Consider the following 24487-nt stretch of genomic DNA (forward strand, 5'->3'; position numbering starts at 1 on the left):
CAGTGATGGTCTGAGTGTAAAGCCGCCTGTCCTCCCTCGCCACCCGCGTGCCGGAAAGACGGGCAGCGACAGCAGACCGAACGCCCGATGCCCCTCGTCAGACTGACGCTCTCTTCACCCTAGCAACCGGCCCTACATGTTCAGACCACTTTCCGTCTATATCGGGACGCGCTATACCCGCGCCAAGCGCCGCAGCCACTTCGTTTCCTTCATTTCCCTCACGTCCATGATCGGCCTGGCCCTCGGGGTCATCGTGATGATCGTGGTGCTCTCGGTCATGAATGGCTTCGACCACGAAATGCGCACCCGTGTGCTGGGCATGGTGCCGCACGCCACCGTCGAGTCCTACCAGCCGATCGATGACTGGCGCGGCATGGCCACGCAGATCAAGGCGCAGCACCCCAACGTGCTGCAGGTGGCGCCCTTCATCCAGATGCAGGGCCTGCTGACCAACAATGGCGTGGTGCAGAAGGTGCTGATCAACGCCGTGGACCCGGCCGAAGAGGGCAAGGTCTCGATCATCGGCGACTTCTTCCAGCAGGGCAGCCTGGCCAGCCTGCAACCCGGCGAGTTCGGCATCCTGATCGGCGACAAGGCGGCCGCCAACCTGGGCGTGAAGGTCGGCGACAAGGTCACCTTCGTCGCTCCCGAGGTCTCGGTGACCCCGGCCGGCGTCTTCCCGCGGATCAAGCGCTTCACCGTGGCCGGGATCTTCCACGTCGGCGCCGGCGAGCTGGATGGCTATGTGGCCATGACCCACATCGAGGACGCCGCGCGCATGCAGCGCTTCAAGGAAGGCCAGGTCCAGGGCCTGCGCCTGAAACTCGATGACCTCTTCCAGGCTCCGCGCACCGCTTGGGAGATCGCCCGCACGCTGAAGGGCAACGACTTCTACTCGCGCGACTGGACACGCACCCACGGCAACCTCTACCAGGCGATCCGCATGGAGAAATCCATGATCGGCCTGCTGCTGCTGCTGATCGTCGCGGTCGCCGCGTTCAACATCATTTCCACCCTGGTCATGGTGGTCACCGACAAGAAGTCGGACATCGCTATCCTCCGCACCCTGGGCGCCACGCCGCGGCAGATCATGGCCATCTTCATGGTCCAGGGCAGTGTCATCGGGGTCATAGGCACGGCGATCGGCGGCGTGCTCGGCGTGCTCGCCGCGCTCAAGGTGAGTGATGCCATCGCCCTGCTGGAGCGGCTGATCGGCCACAAATTCCTCAGTTCGGACGTGTATTTCATCGATTACCTGCCCTCGCAGCTGATGCGCGAGGACGTGATCCTGGTCTGCGCCGCGGCGCTGATCCTGAGTTTCTTCGCCACCCTGTATCCGGCCTGGCGTGCCGCACGCACCCAGCCCGCGGAGGCATTGCGTTATGAGTGACAGAACGGTCCTGAGCTGCCGCAACCTGGGCAAGCGATACGAGGAAGGCCCGCAGTCGGTGGACGTGCTGACCGATGTGCAGCTCGAATTGCTGCCCGGCGAGCGGGTCGCCATCGTCGGCAGCTCCGGTTCGGGCAAGAGCACCCTGTTGAACATGCTCGGTGGCCTCGACACCCCCAGCCAGGGCAGTGTCTGGCTGGCCGGCGAGGAACTGTCGGCGCTCAACGAGAAGGAGCGTGGCCTGCTGCGCAATCGCGCGCTGGGCTTCGTCTACCAGTTCCACCACCTGTTGCCGGAGTTCACCGCCCTGGAGAACGTCTGCATGCCGCTGCTGATCGGCCGCACGCCCATCGCCGAGGCGCGCGAGCGCGCCGCCAAGCTGCTCGAACGGGTCGGCCTCAAGCACCGTCTGCAGCACAAGCCCGCGGAGCTGTCCGGCGGCGAGCGCCAGCGCGTGGCCATCGCCCGTGCCCTGGTCAATCGCCCGCAACTGGTGCTGCTCGACGAGCCCACCGGCAACCTCGACCAGCACACCGCACACTCCATCCAGGAGCTGATGCTGGAGCTGTCGCAGTCGCTGCAGACCGCCTTCCTGGTGGTGACCCACGACCCTCGCCTGGCGCAGCAGATGGACCGCGTGCTGCGTCTGGAGGACGGCCGTCTGGTCGCCGCCTGACAGAGCCGCAGACGATATGTTCAGACCTCTCTCGGTATACATCGGCACGCGCTACACCCGGGCCAAGAAGCGCAATCACTACATCTCCTTCATCTCCCTGACCTCGATGATCGGCCTGACCCTCGGGGTGCTGGCGATGATCGTGGTGCTCTCGGTGATGAACGGCTTCCAGAAGGAAATGCGCTCGCGCATTCTCGGCATGGTCCCGCATGCGGTGCTGCAGTTGTCCAGCGGCGCGCCGCTGGACAACTGGGCGGCCGTGGCCGCGGCGGCGAGCAAGCATCCCGAGGTGGTCGGCGCGGTGCCCTTCACCCAGCTCGACGGCATGCTCTCCTTCAAGGGCATGATGCAGCCGATCGAAGTGGATGGCGTCGATCCGCAGCAGGAGCCGAAGGTCTCGATCATCGGCTCGCACATGCTCGCGGGCAGCCTGGATGCGCTCAAGGCCGGCGAGTCCGGGGTGGTGATCGGCGAGATCACCGCGCGGCGCTTCCACGTCAATGTCGGCGACAGTCTGCTGCTGATCGTGCCCGAGTCGAGCGCTACGCCTGGCGGTATCACGCCGCGCATGCAGCGCCTGAACGTGGTCGGTGTCTTCCGCGTCGGCGCCGAACTGGACGGCACCCTGGCGCTGATCCACGTGGACGATGCCGCGCGCCTGCTGCGCTGGCAGTCCGGCCAGGTGCAGAGCGTGCGCATTGCCTTCAAGGACTTGTTCCAGGCCCCCGAGATCGGCGCGCAGATCGCCACCGAACTGGGCGCTGGCTACCGCTCGGTCGACTGGACCCATACCCAGGGCAGCCTGTTCGGCGCGATGAAAATGGAAAAGACCATGATCGGTCTGCTGTTGTTGCTGATCGTCGCGGTGGCGGCCTTCAACATCATCGCCACGCTGATCATGGTGGTCGCCGACAAGCGCACCGATATCGCCATCCTGCGCACGCTGGGCATGACGCCAGGGCAGATCATGGCGGTGTTCATGGTGCAGGGCAGCGTGATCGGCGTGATCGGCACGCTGGTCGGCGGCACACTCGGGGTGATCGCCGCCTTCAACGTCACCGCCATCGTCTCCACCCTGGAGAAGCTGGCCGGCACCCACATCTTCAGTTCCGATGTCTACTTCATCAATTACCTGCCTTCCGATGTGCAGGCGCTGGACGTGCTGCTGGTATGCGCCGCGGCCTTGACGATGAGCTTCCTCGCCACGCTCTATCCGGCCTGGCGCGCGGCCTCGACCCAGCCGGCCGAGTCGCTGCGCTACGAGTGACCCTGCGTCCTGTGAAAAAGCCGCCCTCCGGGCGGCTTTTTCACGTTGGGTGTCTTCTCACAGGCCTTGGCGCAGGTTGCGTAGCGCCTGGCGGCGGCGCCAACTGCGACCGATCCACCAGCGCCAGTAACCATCGGTGGCCAGGTAGCCGAGCAGACCGACCAGCAGGCCACAGAGCAGCGAGCCGAGCAGGAACGGCTGCCAGAGCAGGGCGAGTTCGGCGCTGATCCAGGCCCAGTCGAGATTCTCCGGCAGGCTGCGCGGCGGCACGCCCATGACCCAGGCGCCCATTTTGTAGGTGCAGTAGAACACCGGCGGCATGGTGATGGGGTTGGTCAGCCAGACCAGGCCCACCGAGATCGGCAGGTTGGCCCGGACCCAGACGGCGAGGGCGGCGGCCAGCAGCATTTGCAGCGGCATGGGAATGAAGGCGGCGAACAGGCCCATGCCCATGGCGCGGGAGACCGAGCGCCGGTTCAGGTGCCAGAGATTGGGCGAGTGCAGCAGCGGGCCGAGAAAACGCAGGGAGCGGTGGTTCCTGATCAGCTCGGGGTTGGGCATGTAGCGCTGGAAAAGTCGGCGCGGCATGGAGGAAATCTCCGGCAGACGAACAGCCGTCATTATGCCTAGCTAGATGACACCCATTGGTTGCCGGGCCTGGCGGTGTGTTACCGCATGCTACTTCAGACGCCGGTTTACGCGGAGTTTGCCCATGCGCTCAGGGATGATTGCGCTCGCCGCCGGACTCTTGCTCCTGCGCTTTCTCGCGGAGCTGCCGCCACTCTGGTCGCTGGCGTTGCTCAGCGCCGCCGCGCTGCCGTTGTTGTATCGCCGTAGTTATCCGCTGGCCCTGTTGCTGTTGGGGTTTGCCTGGGCCTGCCTGAACGGCCACTGGGCACTGCAACAGCGCCTGGCACCGGCGCTGGATGGCCGTACCCTGTGGCTGGAGGGGCGGGTCGCTGGCTTGCCGGCCACGCGCGCTGGGGTCACCCGTTTCGAGCTGGAGGAGATCCGCTCACGCCTGCCCTTGCCGCCGCGGTTGCGTCTGAGTTGGCGTGCTGGCCCAGTGCCGCTGGCTGGTGAGCGCTGGCGCCTGGCCGTGACACTGCAGCGCCCCCATGGGCTGGCCAATGCGTTCGGCTTCGATTACGAAGCCAGGCTGGCCGCCGCGCACATCGGCGCCACGGGGCGCGTTAAGGACGGCGAACGCCTGCGCGCGGCCGGCGTGCTCGAGGACTGGCGTGAGGCCTGGCGCCAGCGTTTGCTGGCGCTGGACAGCAACGGCCGGGGGGCGGTCCTGGTCGCGCTGGTGCTGGGGGATGGCAGCGGTCTGAGCAAGCGCGACTGGACGATCCTGCAGGACACCGGGACCCTGCACTTGATGGTGATCTCCGGCTCGCACATTTCTCTGCTCGGCGGCCTGCTCTACGCCTTGATCGCCGCACTGGCGCGCTGGGGGCTGTGGCCGGCGCGCCTGCCCTGGTTGCCCTGCGCCTGCGCCCTGGCATTGCTCGGCGCCTGGGGCTATGGCTGGATTGCCGGCCTGGAGGTGCCGGCCCGGCGGGCCTGCCTGATGCTGACGATGGTCATGCTCTGGCGCCTGCGCTTTCGGCGTCAGGGCTTCTGGCTGCCGCTGCTCTCGGCCTTGTTGCTGGTGCTGCTGGTCGATCCGTTGGCCAGCCTGGCGCCGGGCTTCTGGCTGTCGTTCGCCGCGGTGGCGCTGCTGATCCTCGGCTTCGCCGGGCGTCTCGGACACTGGCCCTGGTGGCGGGCCTGGCTCCGAGCACAATGGCTGATGGCGCTTGGGCTGATCCCGTTGTTGCTGGCCCTGGGCCTGCCGCTGAGTCCGAGTGGCGCGCTGAGCAACCTGCTGGCGGTGCCCTGTGTGGAATTGCTGGTGGTGCCGCTGGCGTTGCTGGGCAGCCTGTTGTTGCTGCTGCCGCCGCTGGGCGAGTGGCTGCTGTGGCTGGCCGGCGGTGTGCTGGATTGCCTGTTCCGCCTGCTGGAATCGATCGCTGGCCTGGCGCCGGCCTGGCAGCCAATCGCGCCCCCGGCCTGGGCCATTGCCCTGGCCCTGGGCGGCGTGCTGCTGTGCCTGGCGCCGGCGGGAATTCCGCTGCGGCCGCTGGGCCTGGCACTGTTGCTGCCGCTGTTCTGGCCACACGGCGCGGTGCCCGCCGAGGGCTATGCCGAAGTCCGTGTGCTCGATGTCGGCCAGGGGCTCGCGGTGCTGATCCGCACGCGGCAGCACGCCTGGCTCTACGACGCCGGGGCGCGCCACGGCGATTTCGATCTCGGCGAGCTGGCGGTACTGCCAACCCTGCGCGGCCTGGGCGTGCGGCGCCTGGATGGCCTGCTGATCAGCCATGCCGACAACGACCACGCCGGTGGCGCCCGCGCGGTGGTCGAGGCTATCCCGGTGGCGCGGCTCATCAGCGGGGAGCCCGAGCGGCTGCCGGCCGGACTGGCTGCCGAGGCCTGCCGCGAGGCCGAGTGGCGGCACGACGGTGTGCGCTTCAGCACCTGGCAGTGGCCGGCGGCGGAGGAAAGCAATGCGCGCTCCTGTGTATTACGGATCGAGGCCTACGGCGAGAGCCTGCTGCTCACCGGCGATTTGCCAGCGGCGGGGGAGGCGGCCTGGCTGGCGGCGCGGCAACGACCCTATGCCGACTGGCTTGTGGCGGGCCATCACGGCAGCCGAACGTCCTCCTCGGCGGCGTTCCTGCAGGCCCTGGCGCCGCGCGCCGCGGTGATCTCGCGTGGTCGGCACAATGCCTATGGCCACCCCAGTGCGGAAGTCCTGGCACGCTTCTCCGCGCTGGGGATCGCCGTCCACGACCTGGCCAGGGAGGGCGCCCTGCATATTCGCCTGGGGGCGCGGAAGCCAGCGGAAGGCATCCGTGAAAAGGCTGGATTCTGGAGGGAAAAATGAGAACAGCGGCGGTCGGCGGAGCCTGGACCCTGTGCTAGAGTGACGCCACTTTTTTTCAGGGGATTCGCCACTGTGTGGGAACTGGTTCAAGCCGGCGGCTGGATGATGCTGCCGATCATTCTGTGCTCCGTCGCCGCCACCGCCATCGTTGCCGAACGGCTCTGGACCCTGCGTCTGAGTCGGGTCGCTCCGCCCCAACTGCTGGGGCAGGTGTGGAAGCAGATCAAGGACAAGAAACTCAACAGCCAGGCACTGAAGGAGCTCAAGGCTTCCTCGCCGCTGGGTGAGATACTCGCTGCCGGCCTGGTCAACTCCAAGCATGGCCGGGAGATCATGAAGGAGTGCATCGAGGAGGCGGCATCGCGGGTCATCCACGACCTGGAACGCTACCTCAACGCGCTCGGCACCATCGCCGCCATGGCACCACTGCTCGGTCTGCTGGGGACGGTGTTCGGCATGATCCAGATCTTCAGCGCCTTCATGGGCGAAGGCATGGCCAATGCCCCGGTGCTCGCCGGTGGTATCTCCAAGGCGCTGGTCACCACCGCCTCGGGCCTGATCGTGGCGATACCTGCAGTGTTCTTCCATCGCTACCTGCTGCGCCGCGTCGATGAGCTGGTGATCGCCATGGAGCAGGAGGCGATCAAGCTGGTGGAGATGGTCCAGGGCAATCGTGAAGTCGACTTCGCCGAGGAAGAAAAAGCGTGAAATTCCGGCGTAGAAGCGGCAATGCCGCTCGCGACGAGGTCTTCATCAACCTGGCCTCGCTGATCGACGTGATCTTCGTGCTGCTGCTGTTCTTCGTGGTCACCACCACCTTCAGCCGTCCGACGCAGCTCAAGGTCGAGCTGCCCGAGGCGGTCAGCGGCACGCCGCCGGAGGCCTCCGAGATCAAGCAACTGGATCTGGCCATCGACGCCAGCGGACACTATGCGCTGAACGGCCAGAACCTGGTCAACAGCGACCTGCCGACGCTGATGGCGGCGATGCAGAAGGAGTCCGCCGGCGATAACAGCCTGCCGCTGGTCATCACCGCCGATGGCAAGACCACGCATCAGTCGGTGGTCACCGCCATGGATGCGGCCGGCAAGCTCGGCTTCAGCCACCTGCGCATCACCACCGTCGAGGCGCAGGCGGCCAAGCCCTGATGGCGTTTTCCGATCGTCTGCTGGCGGCCTGGTATCGCGGCCATCCCGCCCTGACGCTGCTGCGCCCGCTGGAACTGCTCTACCGCCGCGTCGCAGCGGCCAAGCGCGCCGCCTATCTGGATGGCCGGCGCCAGGCCTACCGGGCGCCCGTGCCGGTCATCGTGGTCGGCAATATCACCGTCGGCGGCACCGGCAAGACCCCGATGATTCTCTGGCTGATCGAGCACTGCCGCGCCCGTGGTCTCAAGGTCGGCGTGGTCAGTCGCGGCTATGGCGCCAAGCCGCCGAGCCTGCCCTGGCGGGTGCGTCCCGAGCACAGCGCCGCCCAGGCAGGCGATGAGCCCTTGATGATCGTCCAGCGCTGCGGCGTGCCGCTGATGATCGATCCGGATCGGCCGCGCGCCGTGCAGGCGCTGCTCGGCGAAGAAGCGCTGGACCTGATCCTTTGCGACGATGGCCTGCAACATTACCGTCTGGCCCGGGACCTGGAGTTGGTGCTGATCGACGCCGCGCGTGGCCTCGGCAACGGCCGCTGCCTGCCGGCCGGACCGCTGCGCGAACCGGCCGAGCGCCTGCGGTCGGTGGATGCGCTGCTGTATAACGGTGCCAGCCGCGATCCCCAGGGCGGATTTTCCTTCACCTTGCGCCCCAGTGCGCTGGTCAACCTCGAATCCGGACAGACCAGTCCGCTCGCGCACTTTGCCCCCGGTCAACGCCTGCACGCACTGGCTGGCATCGGCAATCCGCAGCGTTTCTTCGCAACGCTCGAGGCGCTACACTGGCGGCCTGTTCCGCACGCCTTCCCGGATCACGCGGCCTACAGCGCCGAGCAGCTGCAATTCAGCCCGCCGCTGCCGCTGCTGATGACCGAGAAGGATGCGGTGAAATGCCGGGCCTTCGCCGCTCCCGACTGGTGGTATCTCGCGGTCGACGCGCAGCCTTCCCCGGCCTTCGTCGCCTGGTTCGACGCCCGCCTCGAGCGTCTGATCGCGCGCTGACAGGCAGCTTACCTGCCCCTGTTTTCCAAGGATTCCAGCATGGACCCGAAACTCCTCGATATTCTCGCCTGCCCACTGTGCAAGGGGCCGCTGAAGCTCACCGACGACAAATCCGAACTGATCTGCAAGGTCGACGGCCTGGCCTATCCGGTGCGTGACGGCATCCCGGTGATGCTCGAGGGCGAAGCCCGCACGCTGAACGTCGACGAGCGTCTGGACAAGTAACCGCGAGCCGTAGAGACCATTCGATGAGCCATGCCTTCACCGTCGTCATCCCGGCCCGATTCGCCTCCACCCGCCTGCCCGGCAAACCGCTGCAGGACATCGCCGGCAAGCCCATGGTCCAGCACGTCTGGGAGCAGGCGCGCAAGAGCGCCGGAGCCCGCGTGGTGGTCGCCACCGATGACGCGCGTATCCTCGACGCATGCCAGGGTTTCGGCGCCGAAGCCCTGCTGACGCGCGCCGAGCACAATTCCGGGACTGACCGCCTGGCCGAAGTGGCCGATGCCCTGGGGCTGGCCGACGACGCCATCGTGGTCAACGTACAGGGCGATGAGCCGCTGATCCCGCCGTCGATCATCGACCAGGTGGCGGCCAACCTGGCGGCACATCCAGAGGCCGGAATCGCCACCCTGGCCGAACCGATCCATGAGGTTGGCGCGCTGTTCAATCCGAATGTGGTCAAGGTGGTCAGCGACCTCGACGGCCTGGCCTTGACCTTCAGTCGTGCGCCCTTGCCCTGGGCGCGCGATGCCTTCGCCGCGGATCGCGACACGCTCCCCAAGGGCGTTCCGTACCGTCGCCACATCGGCATCTACGCCTATCGCGCGCGTTTCCTCCGCGACTTCGTGGCCTGGGGACCGTGCTGGTTGGAAAATACCGAGTGCCTCGAGCAGCTGCGAGCGCTCTGGCACGGTGTGCGCATTCATGTCGCCGATGCCCTGGAAGCGCCGCAGGCCGGTGTGGATACCGCTGAAGACCTGGAGCGCGTACGGCGCATCCTGGGGGCTTGATGCGCGTCCTTTTCGTCTGTCTGGGTAACATTTGCCGTTCGCCCACCGCGGAAGGCGTCTTCCGCCACAAGCTGCGCGAGGCCGGTTTGGAGGCGCGCGTCAGCGTTGATTCCGCCGGCACCGGCGACTGGCATGTGGGCAAGGCTCCCGATGCGCGGACCCGCGTCGCCGCGCTGAAGCGTGGCTATGATCTATCGTCGCTGCGGGCGCGTCAGGTCAGTCGCGCCGACTTTGCCGCCTTCGACCTGATCCTGGCCATGGACCTGGCCAATCTCGCCGACCTCCAACGATTGCGGCAGGGCGCCGGCGAGGCCGAGTTGGACCTGTTCCTGCGTCGCTATGCTGGCGAGTTGGACGAAGTGCCTGATCCCTATTACGGCGGCGAGGCTGGTTTCGAGCAGGTCCTGGACCTGATCGAGCGTGCCAGCGATGCCCTGCTGCTCGAAGTGAAGAGACGCCTGTGACGCTGGTCCTGCAGAAGCATGTTTCCCTCAAGCCGTTCAATACCTTCGGCGTCGATGTGCGGGCGCGGCTGTTCGCCGACGCCCATGACGACCAGGAGGTGAAGGAAGGCATTGCCGCCGCGATGCAAGAGGATCTGCCCTTGCTGGTGATCGGCGGTGGCAGCAACCTGCTGCTCAGCCGCGATGTCGACGCCCTGGTGCTGCGCATGGCCAGTCGCGGCGTGCGCATCCTGGCCGATGATGGCATCAGGGTGTGCGTCGAGGCCGAGGCGGGCGAAGTCTGGGATGCCCTGGTGCGCTGGACGCTGGAGCAGGGGTTGGCCGGTCTGGAAAACCTCAGCCTGATCCCTGGCACCGTTGGCGCCGCGCCCATGCAGAACATCGGGGCCTATGGCGTCGAGCTGAAGGACGTTTTCGACAGTCTGGTGGCCTTGGATCGGCAGACTGGCGCGCTGCGTGAGTTCTCCCTGGCGGAGTGTGCCTTCGCCTATCGCGACAGCCTGTTCAAGCGCGAGCCCGGACGCTGGGTGATCCTGCGTGTGCGCTTCGCCCTGTCGCGGCAAGCCCCTTTGCACCTCGATTACGGTCCGGTGCGTCAGCGTCTGGCGGACGAGGGCATCAGTGACCCGACCCCGGCCGATGTGGCGCGGGTGATCTGCGCCATCCGTCGCGAGAAATTGCCGGACCCGGCACAGCTTGGCAATGCCGGCAGTTTCTTCAAGAACCCCCTGGTGCCAGCTTCCCTTGCCGAGCGCTTGCGCGGCGAGTATTCGGACCTTGTGGCTTATCCGCAGGCCGATGGCCTGGTCAAGCTGGCCGCCGGCTGGCTGATCGACAAGGCGGGCTGGAAAGGCTTCCGCGATGGTCCTGCCGGCGTTCATGCGCAGCAGGCACTGGTGCTGGTCAACTACGGCGGGGCCAGTGGCCAGCAGTTGCTGGGGCTGGCCGAGCGGATTCGCGACGACATCCGCCAGCGTTTCGGCGTCGAGTTGGAGATGGAGCCGAACCTCTACTGAGTGGGCTCGATTTCGGTGTGGGCAGGCAGGCCCACCACCAATGAAAAGGGCGGGTGCCGTTAGGTCCCCGCCCTTTTTCGTTGCCATTGAGCCGCTGCTCGAACCCGTTGTCGTCTGAGCCTGACTGTCGGGAGGCCTGTCAAAGGCTGGCTCGCGGCGTGGCAGGCATGAAAAAGGGATGCCGAAGCATCCCTTTTTCATTGCTTTGCCGATCAGTTGTGGTGTTTTTCCACGACTGCGGCGTCTTCCTCGACCTTCTCGGCTTCGCTAGCGTGCTCACGTTCGGCAGCTTCGGCCTGCGGCGCTTCAACCGCTTCGCTGGTCGATACCGGCGCGTGCTCCTCTGCCACGGCAGTGGCTTCCGCGGCCGGTGCGGCCACTTCTTCCGCTACTTCAACCGCGGCGGGTGCTTCGACGACAGCCGGAGCCGAGGCGGCGGCAGCTGCGGCTTCACGGGCCAGACGTTCAGCCTCGCGTTGCAGGCGACGCTTCTCGCGCGGGTCGTTGAGTGCACGCCCCGTGGCGTTGGCGGCCGGCTGTGCGCTCGGCTGTACTTCCACGGTCGGTGCGACAACGGGCGCGGCCTCGACGGTTGCTTCCGGCGCGGACTCGATGGGAGCTGCGACCGGCGCTGCTTCGGCGGCGACTGCTGGCTGCTCGGCCGCGGCTACCGGAGCGGGCTCGCTCGGCTGCAGGCTGAACTCGGCAATCTGCTCAGCGCTGGCTTCGCTGCGGGTTTCGCTGGTGGCCGGGGTTTCTTCGCTGGCAACGCTGCTGGCCTCGACGGCGGCTGCGGCCTCGCTCGGCTGCTCGCTGGACTCGGCCAGCAGAGCCGTTTCGGCTACCACGGCCAGTGCGGCGCTACCTGCGACCACGGCAGGGCTGATTGCAGCTTCGGTACCTTCCTCGGCACTCGCTTCCAGCTCTTCGCCACCGGCTTCACGCTGACGCTCGCGGCGGTTGCTGCGGCGACGCTGGCCGCGAGAGCGACGACGCGGACGTTCGCCATCGGCGCCTTCCTGGTCGTCCTGCTGGTCCAGCAGCTCTTCGTTCGGCAGTTCCTCGGCCTCCAGGCTGGCGGCTTCGCTCACCTGATGCTCGTCACGCGGTTGGCGCTCTTCGCGCGGCGGGCGTTCGCCGCGTTCACGACGCTCGCCACGTTCTTCACGGGGCTGGCGCTCTTCACGCGGTTGACGCTCTTCGCGCGGCGGGCGTTCGGCACGCTCTTCACGCGGCTGGCGCTCCTCGCGGGGCGGGCGCTCGGCGCGCTCTTCACGCGGCTGACGCTCTTCGCGCGGCGGGCGTTCGGCGCGCTCTTCACGCGGCTGGCGCTCTTCGCGGGGCTGACGCTCGGCACGCTCTTCGCGCGGTTGGCGTTCCTCGCGCGGTTGACGCTCAGCGCGCTCTTCACGCGGTTGACGCTCTTCGCGCGGCGGGCGTTCAGCACGCTCTTCACGCGGCTGGCGCTCTTCGCGGTTCGGCCGTTCGGCGCGCTCTTCGCGGCGACGTTCGTTGCGCTCGCCACGCTCTTCGCGCGGTTTGCGTTCCTCGTCACGGCGGCTGCCGTCACGGCGGCGGTTCTGTTGCCGACCATTGCGGCGCTCTTCCTGGTTGGCGGAGCGCTCGGCGGCGGGCTTCTCGGCGCTGGCGGCCGGCTTGGGTTCTTCCTGCTTATTACCGGCGAACAGGCTGACCAGCGACTTGACCAGGCCCTGGAACAGGCTCGGCTCCGGCATCGGCTTGGCGGCTTCGACCGGCTGCGGCTGTTCGACCTGCTGCGGTACCGGCGTCTGCGGAGCGACGGTCTTCACAGCGGCTTCCTGGCGGACCAGGGTGCGGGTGGCGCTGACCGGCTGGACTTCTTCGTGCTCGACGTGGGCCATCTCGTAGCTGGATTGGCCGGCCAGAAGTTCCGGGCTGTCGTCGCGCAGGCGCTGCACTTCGAAGTGCGGGGTTTCCAGATGGTCGTCCGGCAGGATGAAGATGCGCGCGCGGGTGCGCAGCTCGATCTTGGTGATGGCGTTGCGCTTTTCGTTGAGCAGGAAAGCGGCGACCTGGAAGGGCACGCGGGCGCGAACTTCGGCGGTGCGGTCTTTCAGTGCTTCTTCTTCGATCAGGCGCAGGATGGCCAGCGACAGGGATTCGACGTCACGGATGATGCCTTGGCCGTTGCAGCGCGGGCAGACGATGCCGCTGGTCTCGCCGAGGGACGGACGCAGGCGCTGGCGGGACATTTCCAGCAGGCCGAAGCGCGAGATGCGGCCGACCTGGACGCGGGCGCGGTCGGCCTCGAGGGCTTCGCGTACGCGTTCTTCCACGGCGCGTTGGTTCTTCGCCGGGGTCATGTCGATGAAGTCGATGACGATCAGGCCGCCGATATCACGCAGGCGCAGCTGGCGGGCGATTTCTTCCGCCGCTTCCAGGTTGGTCTGCAGGGCGGTTTCCTCGATGTCGCCGCCTTTGGTGGCGCGCGCCGAGTTGATGTCGATGGACACCAGGGCTTCGGTCGGGTCGATGACGATCGAGCCGCCGGAGGGCAGCTTCACTTCGCGCTGGAAGGCGGTTTCGATCTGGCTTTCGATCTGGAAGCGGTTGAACAGCGGAACGCTGTCCTGGTACAGCTTCACCTTGCTGGCGTACTGCGGCATGACCTGGCGGATGAAGTTCAGGGCTTCTTCCTGGGCGTCGATGCTGTCGATCAGCACTTCGCCGATGTCCTGGCGCAGGTAGTCGCGGATGGCGCGGATGATGACGTTGCTTTCCTGGTAGATCAGGAAGGGCGCGCCGCGCTCGTTGGAGGCTTCCTTGATGGCGCCCCAGAGCTGCAGCAGATAGTCCAGGTCCCACTGCAGTTCTTCGGAACTGCGGCCCAGGCCGGCGGTGCGGACGATCAGGCCCATGTCCGCCGGAGCGTTCAGGCCGTTCAGCGCCTCGCGCAGCTCGTTGCGCTCTTCGCCTTCGATGCGACGGGAAATGCCACCGGCACGCGGGTTGTTCGGCATCAGCACCAGGTAGCGGCCGGCGAGGCTGATGAAGGTGGTCAGGGCGGCGCCCTTGTTGCCGCGTTCCTCTTTCTCGACCTGAACGATGACTTCCTGACCCTCGCTCAGCACATCCTTGATGTTGATGCGCCCTTCGGGGTTCTTCTTGAAGTATTCGCGGGAGATTTCCTTGAGGGGGAGGAATCCGTGGCGATCGGCGCCGAAGTCGACGAAGGCGGCTTCAAGGCTGGGCTCGATGCGGGTGATTCGGCCTTTATAGATGTTGGCTTTTTTCTGTTCGCGCGCGCCGGACTCGATGTCCAGGTCGAACAGGCGTTGGCCGTCTACCAGCGCTACACGCAACTCTTCGGGTTGAGTTGCGTTGATCAGCATTCTTTTCATGTAGTACCAATGGTTTCCGGGGCTACCGGAAACGGCAATCGGCACCCACGACTCTCATGGTCGGTGCTCAGGCGCGTACTCAGGAACGGCGGACCATTCCCGTGTCCAGCGACGCTCGGCTATCGATAGGCCGTGTCGCGACTACGTCTCCTGCTTGTCATGATCTAACAAGCAATCACAGGAGGAGGAATCAACTGTCAGAGGCGGACGATTGAAGTGCGTCTTGGATCAGGGCTGCAGAAGCTACGCGATCCGACAGTTGTGCGTCTCCACCCTGCACGTTTCCCTTAAGAAGCGGGTGCCGCTCGCAGAATCCGGGAGCGGGTTGGCTGTATCACGGTTACCGAGGTAGCCGTGCGTCATGTCTCAAGGCTCGGGTTCCGAATCGTTGTGGCGGGGGTATCGCTGATCCGCCGCGGCAACGCTTCGCAGGACTGCCTCATGTCCGTTCAATGTGTTTGCAGGCAGTGGGGATGGCTTTTTCGCTAACATCCGCAGGCCTGGCCACTTTTGGCGGCGTCCCGACTATAACAGCAATGATTAAGTGCTTCAATTGAATGAAAAATTGCTATGATGCGCGCATGACAACTCCCTCCTCTCCGACTTCCGGCGTACAGCTTCTGGAAGTCGCGCCGGAATATGCCGGTCAGCGCATTGATAATTTCTTACGTACTCAGCTCAAAGGCGTTCCCAAGACCTTGATCTATCGCATTTTGCGTAAAGGCGAAGTGCGGGTGAACAAGGGGCGGATCAAGCCGGAGTACAAGTTGCAGGCGGGGGACGTGGTACGGGTCCCGCCATTGCGCCTGGCCGAGCGCGACGAGCCGGCGCCGCTGTCCCAGGGTTTGTTGGAGCGACTGGAGGCCGCCATCGTCTATGAGGACAAGGCGCTGATCGTCATCAACAAGCCGGCAGGCATCGCCGTGCATGGCGGTAGTGGCCTGAATTACGGCGTGATCGAGGCTTTCCGGCAGTTGCGTCCGGACACCAAGGATCTCGAATTGGTGCATCGCCTGGATCGTGATACCTCCGGTCTGCTGATGATCGCCAAGAAGCGCAGCATGCTGCGCCATCTGCATGAGGCTCTGCGCAACGAGCATGCGGTCGACAAGCGTTATCACGCATTGGTGCGCGGCAGTTGGCCCGCAGCCAAGAAGCAGGTGCGGGCGCCTTTGTTGAAGAACAACCTGCGCTCCGGTGAGCGCATGGTCGAGGTCAATGTCGAGGGCAAGGATGCGCTGACCGAGTTCAGGGTTCTGCGTCGTTTCGGTGACTTCGCCACCCTGGTCGAGGCGCGGCCCATCACTGGGCGCACCCATCAGATTCGTGTGCATGCCAAACATGCCGGGCACTCCATCGCTGGCGATGCCAAGTATGGCGATGAGGATTTCTCCCGCGAGATACGAGAGCTGGGTGGCAAGCGGCTGTTCCTGCATTCCGCGCAGTTGCGGGTGCCCATGCCGGATGGCTCGGTGCTGGAGTTGGAGGCGCCGGAGGATGACATGTGGCTGAGCACCCTGGAGCGCCTGGATGCCTGACTACTCGCTGCTGATCTTCGACTGGGACGGCACCCTGGTCGATTCCATTGGGCGTATCGTCGAGTCCATGCGCGTGGCCGCCGGGCGCTCCGGTTTGCCCTGGCGTAGCGATGAGGCGATCAAGGGCATCATCGGCCTCGGGTTGCCCGAGGCGATTCAGACGCTGTACCCGGAAGTCGATGATGCAGCGGCGCTGAGTGTCTTTCGTCGCGACTATGGCGAGCATTATCTGTTGCTGGAGGCCGAGCCCTCGCCGCTTTTCCCGGGGGTGATGGACGCGTTGGAGCATTTTCGCCATTGCGGTTTCCGTCTGGCGGTGGCGACCGGCAAGAGTCGGCGCGGTTTGGATCGAGTGCTGGCAGGGCAGGGGTGGCAGCGCTTCTTCGATATCACGCGTGCTGCGGATGAATCGGCGAGCAAGCCGGATCCGCGGATGCTGCATGAAATACTTGCGCATTGCCGTGTCGATCCTCGACGCGCGCTCATGGTCGGCGATTCGCCGTTCGATCTGGAGATGGCTCGGCGTGCTGGAATGGATTCGGTGGCGGTAGCCTATGGCGCTCAGCCTTTGTCGGTTTTGCGTGAGTTCGGACCGAGTCTGGAAATCGAGCATTTCAATGAGTTGCGTGCCTGGCTGGATGGCCGGGTAACGAGTCCGCAGGGTGAGGTGAGTGGATATGTCGGATGAATGGAAGGCGGAAGAGCCTGGTGCGGTCGACGGCAAGAGCTGGAAGCTGCTGGAGAAGGCGGTGCTCGCGGGTGTCGAGGAGCAGCGCAGGGCGCGGCGCTGGGGAGTTTTCTTCAAGCTGCTGACGTTCTTTTATTTGTTCTTTGCCTTGGCGATGTTCACGCCTTGGGGTGGTTTGACGAAGACCGCATCGCGCAGTGCCAGCCATACCGCGCTGATCGAAGTGAAGGGGATGATTGCCGATGACGAGCCGGCCAGCGCCGATAATATCGTTGGTGCGCTGAAGGCGGCCTTCGAGGATGCGGGTACCAAGGGCATCATTCTGCGCATCAATAGCCCGGGCGGCAGTCCGGTGCAGTCCGGCTATATATATGACGAAATCGGCCGTCTGCGTGCTTTGCATCCGAATATCAAGGTCTATGCCGTCGTTAGCGATCTGGGGGCTTCCGGCGCTTATTACATTGCCAGTGCGGCTGATCAGATCTATGCCGACAAGGCCAGTCTGGTGGGGTCCATTGGTGTGACTGCGGCTACTTTCGGCTTCGTCGGTACCATGGAGAAGCTGGGGGTCGATCGTCGTGTCTATACCTCCGGTGAGCACAAGGCATTTCTCGATCCATTCCAGCCGCCGAAGGCGGACGAAACCCAGTTCTGGCAGGGGGTCCTGGACGCCACGCATAGGCAGTTCATCGATAGCGTGAAGAAAGGGCGTGGTGATCGCCTGAAGGACAAGGAGCATCCTGAGTTGTTCTCGGGCTTGATCTGGTCCGGCGAGCAGGCGCTTCAGTTGGGCTTGATCGATGGCTTGGGCAGTAGTAGTTATGTGGCTCGGGAAGTGATCAAGGAAAAGGAAATCGTCGACTACACCATCCAGGAAACACCTTTCGATCGATTCACCAAGAAGCTCGGTGCCAGCGTTGCCGAGCGTCTTGCGCTGTGGATGGGTTGGCAGGGGCCGGCACTGCGCTGATGCCCGTCGCGTGAAAGAAAAGCCCGGCATTGGCCGGGCTTTTTCATTGTTCGGTTCAGGGTATCTGCACGCCCTCGTTGAGCAGCATGTCCACCAGGCGGATCAGTGGTAGGCCGATCAGGCTGGTGGCGTCGCTGCCTTCGGTACTGCTGAACAAGCTGACGCCCAGGCCTTCGGCCTTGAAGCTGCCTGCGCAGTCGAAAGGTTGCTCCGCTTCCAGGTAGCGGCGTATGCGTGCGTCGTCCAGTTTGCGGAAGTGGACGGTGAAGGGGATGCAGTCCACCTGGCACTGGCCATTGGCGCTGTCGAGCAGGGCGAGCCCGGTCAGAAAGCTGACGCTGGCGCCGCTGGCGGTTTTGAGTTGCTCCATTGCGCGCTCTAGGGTGTGCGGTTTGCCGAGAATGCGTTCGCCATTGATGGCGGCCTGGTCCGAGCCGATGATCAAATGCTGTGGGTAGCGTTCTGCAAGCGCCCGTGCCTTGGCTTCCGCCAGGCGGCATACCAGTTGCCGGGCGTTTTCGCCGGGAAGCGGGCTTTCATCTATTTGCGGGCTGGCGCATTCGAATGGCAGGCGGAGGCGTTGCAGGAGTTCGCGCCGGTAGGGCGAACTGGAGGCAAGTATCAGTGGGCGCATGGGTGGCTCCTTCGAGAGTGGGGCGATTCTAGCGAAAAGGGCTGTCCATACAGCGGTTTATGGCTAATTTCCTTTGACAGGGGCGGGGGCATCCCTATAATGGCGCGCTTATGTTGAATGGGCCGATACCACCTCACGTCGATCCGCGCAAATTGGTAGAGCGCGAAGCCACCCTCGAAGGTGAGCTTCCGCTCGTCAAGATGCCGCGGGTTTGCGAGCAGTTGACCAGCAGTGAAGGCAATGTCCGGGCGAAGTTTTCCTTCTTCCGTGACGAGCAGAAGCTGGCGGTCATGCATGTCAATCTCGATGCTGAGGTCAGCATGGTATGCCAACGCTGCCTTGAGCCGGCAACTTTCCATGTGGGTGGTGAATACGATTTCGCCATCATTCAGGAAGGTAAGACGGTTGAAGGTCTGCCGAAGGGCTACGATGCGCTGGAAGTGGGAGAGGAACCCCTCGATCTGGTGTCTTTGGTCGAGGATGAGCTGTTGCTCGCCTTGCCCATCGTTCCGGTCCATGACCCTGAAGAATGCCAGCATCCGGCGGGATTTGCAGCAGCGCCCGAGCCGAGCGAGAGCGAGGAAGAACGTCCCAACCCGTTCAGCGTACTGGCGCAGTTGAAGCGTGACCCAAACGTTTAGGAGTTAATCAATCATGGCTGTTCAGCAGAACAAAAAATCCCGTTCCGCTCGTGACATGCGTCGTTCCCACGATGCTCTCGATGCGAACGCTCTGTCCGTAGAAAAGAGCACCGGTGAAGTGCATCTGCGCCACCACGTCTCCCCGGACGGTTTCTATCGCGGCCGCAAGGTCGTAGACAAGGGCTCTGACGAGTAATCCTTGTCCGCACCAATCATCGCGATTGATGCAATGGGTGGGGACTTCGGTCCCCACTGCATTGTTCCGGCCTGTATTGCCTTTTTGGCCGGGAATCCCTTCCTGCAACTGGTCCTCGTTGGCCAGGCCTCCCTCCTTGAAGATCTCTGCGCCCGCGTCCCTGCGGTCGATCGGCCACGTCTGCACATCCAGCACGCGAGCGAAGTCATAGGTATGGACGAGCGTCCATCCCAAGCGCTGCGCGGCAAACCTGACTCCTCTATGCGCGTTGCCTTGGAGCTGGTTCGCGATGGTGCGGCGCACGCCTGCGTCAGTGCCGGTAATACCGGGGCTTTGATGGCGCTATCGCGTTATCTGCTGAAGACCTTGCCGGGTATCGATCGTCCGGCGATGGTGACCGCAGTGCCGACTCAGACCGGACATTGCCATTTGCTGGATCTGGGCGCCAATGTCGATTGCAGTGCCGAGCACCTTTATCAATTCGCCGTCATGGGCGCAGTCGCTGCCGAGGCGCTGGGCAAGGCGCGACCAAGGGTTGCGTTGCTAAATGTCGGTACCGAGGAGATCAAGGGCAACCAGCAGGTGAAGTTGGCGTCCAACCTGCTGGAGCAGGCAAAGGGGATCAACTACATCGGCTACATAGAGGGCGATGGTCTCTACCGTGGATTGGCTGACGTGGTGGTCTGCGATGGCTTCGTTGGCAATATCCTGCTCAAGGCCAGCGAGGGATTGGCGGCCATGGTGGTCAGTCGATTGGAGGAGTTGTTTGCCTCAAGTCTTTCGGCCAAGGCCATTGGTCTTGTCGCCATGCCGTTGCTGCGCCGTCTGCGGGGGGATTTGACGCCAGCTCGACACAATGGCGCCAGCTTCCTCGGTTTGCAGGGGATCGTGGTGAAAAGCCACGGCAGTGCAGGCGAGGAGGGGATTCAGAGCGCCTTGCGTCGGGCTTTGGTCGAAGTTCGCGAGAACTTGCCTCAGCGACTCCATGGGCGTCTTGAGACGCTTCTCTAAGTTCCTGATAGAAAAGGGAATTGAGATTTTTGACAGGAAAAGAGGGTATGCTTTCGCGATCTCATGAGGCGTTCAGTCTTGCGCGGGAGAGAGATCACTTTTCGATGTGACCGCGCCTGAAAGGCCGTCATCCAACTGTCAGTTCCATGCGCCAGGCTGCTGCCGGCGTTTCCCCTTCGACGAAACAGACACAAGGGACCCTTTGCAATGTCCGCATCCCTCGCTTTCGTTTTCCCTGGTCAGGGTTCGCAGTCTCTCGGCATGCTCGCCGAGTTGGGCGCGCAGCACGCGCCGGTGCGCGATACCTTCGCCGAAGCCTCGGTCGCTCTGGGTTATGACCTCTGGGCGCTGGTGCAGGAAGGTCCGGAAGAGCGCTTGAATCAAACCGACAAGACCCAGCCGGCAATCCTTGCAGCCTCCATCGCCCTCTGGCGCCTCTGGCAGAATGAGGGGGGCAATGCGCCGGCCTATGTCGCTGGACACAGCCTGGGCGAGTATTCGGCTCTGGTGGCCGCCGGTAGCCTGGCGTTCGCCGATGCGGTGAAGCTCGTCGAGCGCCGCGGTCAATTGATGCAGGAAGCGGTGCCGGCCGGTACTGGTGGCATGGCCGCGATCCTCGGTCTGGAAGATGCTGACGTCCTTGCTGCTTGTGCCGAAGCGGCGCAGGGGGAAGTGGTCAGTGCAGTGAACTTCAATGCGCCGGGTCAGGTGGTGATCGCGGGAGCTGCCCAGGCTGTCGAGCGTGCCATCGAAGCCTGCAAGTCGCGTGGCGCCAAGCGTGCCGTTGCGCTACCGGTCAGCGTGCCGTCGCACTGCGCGCTGATGCGTCCGGCTGCAGAACGTTTCGCCGAGTCGATCGAGGCCATTGAGTGGCAGCTTCCCAAGATCTCCCTGGTACAGAATGTCAGCGCTCAGGTGCCGGCCGATCTGGCCACCCTCAAGCGTGACCTTTTGGCGCAGCTCTACAGCCCGGTGCGCTGGGTCGAGACTGTCCAGTTGCTGGCCGCCAAGGGTGTCAGCGATCTGGTAGAGTGCGGCCCAGGCAAGGTGCTCGCCGGTTTGAACAAACGCTGCGCCAAGGGTGTGAATACCCACAATCTGGATTCCGCGGACGCCTTTTCGGCGGCTCGTGCGGCTCTGGCTTGAACAGGAGAAATAAGCATGAGTTTGCAAGGTAAGGTCGCCCTGGTAACGGGCGCGAGCCGCGGCATCGGCCAGGCTATCGCGCTGGAACTCGGCCGTCTTGGCGCCGTCGTCATCGGTACCGCCACCAGTGCCTCCGGTGCCGAGAAGATCGCTGAATATCTCAAGGCCAATGGCATCGAAGGTGCCGGCCTGGTGCTGGACGTCTCCAATGATGAGTCGGTCGCATCGACCCTCGAACACATCCAGCAGCACCTCGGTCAGCCGCTGATCGTCGTCAACAACGCGGGCATCACCCGCGATAATCTGCTGATGCGGATGAAGGACGACGAGTGGTTCGACGTGGTGAACACTAACCTGAACAGTCTCTACCGTCTGTCGAAAGCCGTACTGCGTGGTATGACCAAGGCTCGTTGGGGTCGCATCATCAATATCGGTTCGGTGGTCGGCGCGATGGGCAATGCCGGGCAGACCAACTATGCTGCTGCAAAGGCCGGCCTAGAGGGCTTCACCCGTGCGCTGGCGCGCGAAGTGGGCTCCCGCGCCATCACCGTGAACGCCGTGGCGCCGGGCTTCATCGATACCGATATGACTCGTGAGCTGCCGGAGGCACAACGCGAAGCGCTGCTCGGACAGATTCCACTGGGTCGTCTTGGTCAAGCCGAAGAGATCGCCAAAGTGGTAGGATTCCTCGCCTCCGATGGCGCCGCCTATGTAACGGGCGCCACGGTACCGGTGAACGGCGGAATGTACATGAGTTGAATGTGACGTTACCTTTCGCGGAGGTGTCATATGGGCTGTCTAAAATCCGCTATAAAGATGCATCTGGGTTATAGACAGAACATTGGGGTGGCCGTGAAGGGGCGTCGGCGTTCAGCTTGAAATGCAGAAAACCCTTTCTATACACTTACCCGCAGCCCAGCTGCACGGATTGTCCATAGGAGTGAAAACAAGGTATGAGCACCATCGAAGAACGCGTCAAGAAAATCGTTGCTGAGCAACTCGGCGTTAAGGAAGAAGAAGTCACCAACAGCGCTTCCTTCGTCGAAGACCTGGGCGCCGACTCCCTTGACACCGTTGAGCTGGTGATGGCTCTGGAAGAGGAATTCGAGACCGAAATCCCCGACGAGCAAGCCGAAAAGATCACCACCGTTCAGGAAGCCATCGATTACATCGTTGCCCACCAGCAATAAGTAATCGTCGTTTCCCGACGAAAGAAGCCGCACGGCCTGCGAAGGCGTGCGGCTTTTCTTTAGCGCTGGACTGCCCTGGTCGTGGTCCGGCGCAATTGCCGTGAATTCGTACAAGAGGAAGTCGTAGTGTCGCGCAGACGCGTCGTCATCACTGGCCTGGGTATGCTCTCGCCGCTGGGCGTGGACGTGCCGAGCACCTGGCAGGGTATTCTCGCCGGCCGCAGCGGTATTGCCCCGATCGAGCACATGGACCTTTCCGCCTACTCCACCCGCTTCGGTGGCTCGGTGAAAGGGTTCGACGTCGAGCAATACATGTCCGCCAAGGAAGCCCGCAAACTCGACCTGTTCATCCAGTACGGCCTGGCTGCCAGCTTCCAGGCGGTACGCGATTCCGGCCTGGAAATCACCGACGCCAATCGCGAGCGCATTGGCGTCGCCATCGGCTCTGGCATCGGTGGCCTGACCAATATCGAGAACACTTGCCGTTCGCTGTTCGAGCAAGGGCCGCGGCGTATTTCGCCGTTCTTCGTGCCTGGCTCGGTCATCAATATGGTTTCCGGGTTCCTGTCGATCCACCTCGGTCTGCAGGGTCCCAACTACGCCATCACCACTGCCTGCACCACCGGTACCCACAGCATCGGCATGGCCGCGCGCAACATCGCCTATGGCGAGGCGGACGTGATGGTTGCCGGCGGTTCCGAGATGGCCGCTTGCGGCCTGGGCATCGGCGGCTTCGGTGCGGCCCGGGCGTTGTCCACCCGCAACGACGAGCCGGCCAAGGCCAGCCGTCCGTGGGACAAGGACCGCGACGGCTTCGTGCTTTCCGATGGCGCCGGTAGCGTAGTCCTGGAAGAGCTGGAACACGCCAAGGCCCGTGGCGCGCGTATCTACGCCGAGCTGGTCGGTTTCGGCATGAGCGGTGACGCCTATCACATGACCTCGCCGCCGGAAGATGGCGCCGGTGCCGCGCGCTGCATGAAGAATGCCCTGCGCGACGCCGGTTTGAACCCTGATCAGGTCGACTACATCAACGCGCACGGCACCTCGACTCCGGCGGGCGATATCGCTGAAATCGCTGCGGTGAAGTCCGTCTTTGGCGAGCATGCCTACAAGTTGTCGATGAGTTCGACCAAGTCGATGACTGGCCACCTGCTCGGGGCCGCCGGCGCGGTGGAAGCCATCTTCAGCGTGCTTGCCCTGCGTGATCAGATCGCTCCGCCGACCATCAACCTGGACAACCCGGACGAGGGTTGTGACCTCGACCTGGTGGCGCACCAGGCCAAGGAGCGCGCGATCGACGTGGTGCTGTCCAACTCCTTCGGCTTTGGCGGTACCAACGGCACGCTGGTGTTCCGCCGGTTCCGCGACTGATGCTGAGCTGGGTCGACGGCCGGCCGGCCGAGGTTCTGTCCGTGCGCGATCGCGGACTGGCCTACGGCGACGGCCTGTTCGAGACCATTGCCGTGTCCGCCGGCAGGCCACGCCTGCTGGCGCGGCATCTGGCGCGGCTGGAGGAGGGCTTGCGGCGCCTGCGCCTGGCGGTCTCGCTTGAGTTGGTCGAGCAGGAGCTGCTCAGCTTCAGCGCCGGGCTCGGCAGCGGTGTGCTCAAGCTGATGCTGACTCGTGGCGAAGGCTTGCGTGGCTATGCGCCGCCGGCCGAGGCCAAGGTCAGCCGCATTCTCATTGGCTCGCCGACGCCCGCTTATCCGCCGGCCAATGCCGAGCAAGGCATTGCCCTGTTCCCCTGTGCGACCCGCCTTGCCGAGCAGCCGCTGTTGGCCGGCCTCAAGCACCTCAATCGCCTCGAACAGGTATTGGCGCGCGGCGAGTGGGACGACCCCGCCTATGCCGAGGGGCTCATGCGCGATCACAGCGGTCGGGTGATCGAGGGCGTGTTCAGCAATCTGTTCCTGGTCCGTGACGGCCGGCTGCTGACGCCTGAGCTGAGCCGCTGTGGGGTGGCCGGTGTGATGCGCGCCGAGTTGCTGGCCTGGGCCACGGCCCAGGGTATCGCCACCGAGGTTCGGGATATCGGCTACGACGAACTGTTGCAGGCGGACGAGGTCTTTCTCTGCAATAGCCTTTACGGCGTATGGCCGGTGCGTCGCTTGCAGGCGCATACCTGGCCGGTCGGGGCGATCACCCGTAAACTGCAAAGCCATTTCGGCGAACTTCTGGATTCCTGA

At 64.3% G+C, this 24487-nt stretch carries 25 protein-coding genes; 22 read left to right on the forward strand and 3 right to left on the reverse strand.

Annotated elements, in window-relative coordinates; translation table 11 throughout:
• Positions 1-136: 136 nt before the first annotated feature.
• Genes BLQ74_RS02855 through BLQ74_RS02865 form a run of 3 tightly spaced genes read left to right on the forward strand, consistent with a single transcriptional unit; the run spans position 137 to position 3333 of the window.
• Positions 137-1390: a lipoprotein-releasing ABC transporter permease subunit gene (locus BLQ74_RS02855; RefSeq protein ID WP_090260647.1), complete on the forward strand. Its 1254-nt coding sequence runs from the start codon at positions 137-139 to the stop codon at positions 1388-1390.
• Positions 1383-2066, forward strand: a complete 684-nt coding sequence (lolD, locus tag BLQ74_RS02860; RefSeq protein ID WP_090260649.1) for a lipoprotein-releasing ABC transporter ATP-binding protein LolD — start codon at positions 1383-1385, stop codon at positions 2064-2066. Before BLQ74_RS02855 ends, lolD begins: the two co-directional genes overlap by 8 nt.
• Positions 2067-2082: 16 nt before the next feature.
• Complete coding sequence (locus BLQ74_RS02865; protein ID WP_090260651.1) at positions 2083-3333, forward strand: lipoprotein-releasing ABC transporter permease subunit; 1251 nt, start codon at positions 2083-2085, stop codon at positions 3331-3333.
• Between the two features lie 57 nt (positions 3334-3390).
• On the opposite strand, the gene BLQ74_RS02870 is transcribed toward BLQ74_RS02865, so the two are convergent.
• Positions 3391-3921 (reverse strand): DUF2062 domain-containing protein, encoded by a 531-nt coding sequence (locus BLQ74_RS02870; RefSeq protein WP_090260653.1) that lies wholly within the window; start codon positions 3919-3921, stop codon positions 3391-3393.
• Between the two features lie 124 nt (positions 3922-4045).
• Here BLQ74_RS02870 and BLQ74_RS02875 point away from each other — a divergent pair, with 124 nt between their 5' ends.
• The 8 genes from BLQ74_RS02875 to murB all read left to right on the forward strand — a co-directional run bounded on the left by BLQ74_RS02875 (position 4046) and on the right by murB (position 10904).
• Positions 4046-6265 carry a DNA internalization-related competence protein ComEC/Rec2 gene (locus BLQ74_RS02875; RefSeq protein WP_090260655.1) on the forward strand — a complete coding sequence of 740 codons (2220 nt, stop codon included), beginning with the start codon at positions 4046-4048 and terminating at the stop codon, positions 6263-6265.
• A 72-nt stretch (positions 6266-6337) separates the two neighbouring features.
• Positions 6338-6973: a MotA/TolQ/ExbB proton channel family protein gene (locus BLQ74_RS02880; RefSeq protein WP_090260657.1), complete on the forward strand. Its 636-nt coding sequence runs from the start codon at positions 6338-6340 to the stop codon at positions 6971-6973.
• Positions 6970-7413: an ExbD/TolR family protein gene (locus tag BLQ74_RS02885; RefSeq protein ID WP_090260659.1), complete on the forward strand. Its 444-nt coding sequence runs from the start codon at positions 6970-6972 to the stop codon at positions 7411-7413. Before BLQ74_RS02880 ends, BLQ74_RS02885 begins: the two co-directional genes overlap by 4 nt.
• Complete coding sequence (gene lpxK / locus BLQ74_RS02890) at positions 7413-8411, forward strand: tetraacyldisaccharide 4'-kinase (protein WP_090260661.1); 999 nt, start codon at positions 7413-7415, stop codon at positions 8409-8411. The genes BLQ74_RS02885 and lpxK overlap by 1 nt, the downstream gene beginning before the upstream one ends.
• A 39-nt stretch (positions 8412-8450) precedes the next feature.
• Entirely contained in the window at positions 8451-8636 is a 186-nt protein-coding gene (locus tag BLQ74_RS02895) for a Trm112 family protein (RefSeq protein WP_090260663.1), read from the forward strand.
• Positions 8637-8659: 23 nt separating this feature from the next.
• Complete coding sequence (gene kdsB, locus BLQ74_RS02900; protein WP_090260665.1) at positions 8660-9424, forward strand: 3-deoxy-manno-octulosonate cytidylyltransferase; 765 nt, start codon at positions 8660-8662, stop codon at positions 9422-9424.
• Complete coding sequence (locus BLQ74_RS02905) at positions 9424-9888, forward strand: low molecular weight protein-tyrosine-phosphatase (RefSeq protein ID WP_090260667.1); 465 nt, start codon at positions 9424-9426, stop codon at positions 9886-9888. The genes kdsB and BLQ74_RS02905 overlap by 1 nt, the downstream gene beginning before the upstream one ends.
• Positions 9885-10904, forward strand: a complete 1020-nt coding sequence (murB, locus tag BLQ74_RS02910) for a UDP-N-acetylmuramate dehydrogenase (RefSeq protein ID WP_090260668.1) — start codon at positions 9885-9887, stop codon at positions 10902-10904. Before BLQ74_RS02905 ends, murB begins: the two co-directional genes overlap by 4 nt.
• Before the next feature lie 212 nt (positions 10905-11116).
• Here murB and rne read toward each other — a convergent pair whose 3' ends face one another.
• Positions 11117-14287: a ribonuclease E gene (gene rne / locus BLQ74_RS02915; protein WP_090260670.1), complete on the reverse strand. Its 3171-nt coding sequence runs from the start codon at positions 14285-14287 to the stop codon at positions 11117-11119.
• Positions 14288-14868: 581 nt separating this feature from the next.
• Here rne and rluC point away from each other — a divergent pair.
• Genes rluC through BLQ74_RS02930 form a run of 3 tightly spaced genes read left to right on the forward strand, consistent with a single transcriptional unit; the run spans position 14869 to position 17483 of the window.
• Positions 14869-15825 carry a 23S rRNA pseudouridine(955/2504/2580) synthase RluC gene (gene rluC, locus BLQ74_RS02920; protein ID WP_090260672.1) on the forward strand — a complete coding sequence of 319 codons (957 nt, stop codon included), beginning with the start codon at positions 14869-14871 and terminating at the stop codon, positions 15823-15825.
• Positions 15818-16513, forward strand: coding sequence for an HAD-IIIA family hydrolase (locus tag BLQ74_RS02925; protein ID WP_090260674.1), 696 nt, complete (start codon positions 15818-15820; stop codon positions 16511-16513). The genes rluC and BLQ74_RS02925 overlap by 8 nt, the downstream gene beginning before the upstream one ends.
• The gene (locus BLQ74_RS02930) at positions 16503-17483 is read left to right on the forward strand and encodes a S49 family peptidase (RefSeq protein ID WP_090260677.1); all 981 of its coding nucleotides are present in this window, start codon (positions 16503-16505) and stop codon (positions 17481-17483) included. Before BLQ74_RS02925 ends, BLQ74_RS02930 begins: the two co-directional genes overlap by 11 nt.
• A gap of 55 nt (positions 17484-17538) precedes the next feature.
• Here the strand turns inward: BLQ74_RS02930 and BLQ74_RS02935 are convergent, their stop codons facing one another.
• Positions 17539-18117 (reverse strand): Maf family protein, encoded by a 579-nt coding sequence (locus BLQ74_RS02935; protein ID WP_090260679.1) that lies wholly within the window; start codon positions 18115-18117, stop codon positions 17539-17541.
• 110 nt (positions 18118-18227) lie between these two features.
• On the opposite strand from BLQ74_RS02935, the gene BLQ74_RS02940 reads away from it, so the two are divergent.
• The 8 genes from BLQ74_RS02940 to pabC all read left to right on the forward strand — a co-directional run bounded on the left by BLQ74_RS02940 (position 18228) and on the right by pabC (position 24487).
• Positions 18228-18758: a YceD family protein gene (locus tag BLQ74_RS02940; RefSeq protein ID WP_090260681.1), complete on the forward strand. Its 531-nt coding sequence runs from the start codon at positions 18228-18230 to the stop codon at positions 18756-18758.
• A gap of 13 nt (positions 18759-18771) precedes the next feature.
• Positions 18772-18954: a 50S ribosomal protein L32 gene (gene rpmF, locus BLQ74_RS02945; RefSeq protein ID WP_009621425.1), complete on the forward strand. Its 183-nt coding sequence runs from the start codon at positions 18772-18774 to the stop codon at positions 18952-18954.
• A gap of 3 nt (positions 18955-18957) precedes the next feature.
• Positions 18958-19965, forward strand: a complete 1008-nt coding sequence (gene plsX, locus BLQ74_RS02950; protein WP_090260683.1) for a phosphate acyltransferase PlsX — start codon at positions 18958-18960, stop codon at positions 19963-19965.
• A 207-nt stretch (positions 19966-20172) separates the two neighbouring features.
• Positions 20173-21111 carry an ACP S-malonyltransferase gene (fabD, locus tag BLQ74_RS02955; protein WP_090260685.1) on the forward strand — a complete coding sequence of 313 codons (939 nt, stop codon included), beginning with the start codon at positions 20173-20175 and terminating at the stop codon, positions 21109-21111.
• A 15-nt stretch (positions 21112-21126) separates the two neighbouring features.
• Complete coding sequence (fabG, locus tag BLQ74_RS02960; RefSeq protein WP_090260687.1) at positions 21127-21870, forward strand: 3-oxoacyl-ACP reductase FabG; 744 nt, start codon at positions 21127-21129, stop codon at positions 21868-21870.
• A 194-nt stretch (positions 21871-22064) separates the two neighbouring features.
• Positions 22065-22301 carry an acyl carrier protein gene (acpP, locus tag BLQ74_RS02965; RefSeq protein WP_007160597.1) on the forward strand — a complete coding sequence of 79 codons (237 nt, stop codon included), beginning with the start codon at positions 22065-22067 and terminating at the stop codon, positions 22299-22301.
• 126 nt (positions 22302-22427) lie between these two features.
• The gene (fabF, locus tag BLQ74_RS02970; RefSeq protein WP_090260689.1) at positions 22428-23672 is read left to right on the forward strand and encodes a beta-ketoacyl-ACP synthase II; all 1245 of its coding nucleotides are present in this window, start codon (positions 22428-22430) and stop codon (positions 23670-23672) included.
• Positions 23672-24487 carry an aminodeoxychorismate lyase gene (gene pabC / locus BLQ74_RS02975; protein ID WP_090260692.1) on the forward strand — a complete coding sequence of 272 codons (816 nt, stop codon included), beginning with the start codon at positions 23672-23674 and terminating at the stop codon, positions 24485-24487. Before fabF ends, pabC begins: the two co-directional genes overlap by 1 nt.

Origin of the sequence: Pseudomonas panipatensis, assembly GCF_900099785.1 — a bacterium.
GTDB lineage: Bacteria > Pseudomonadota > Gammaproteobacteria > Pseudomonadales > Pseudomonadaceae > Pseudomonas > Pseudomonas panipatensis.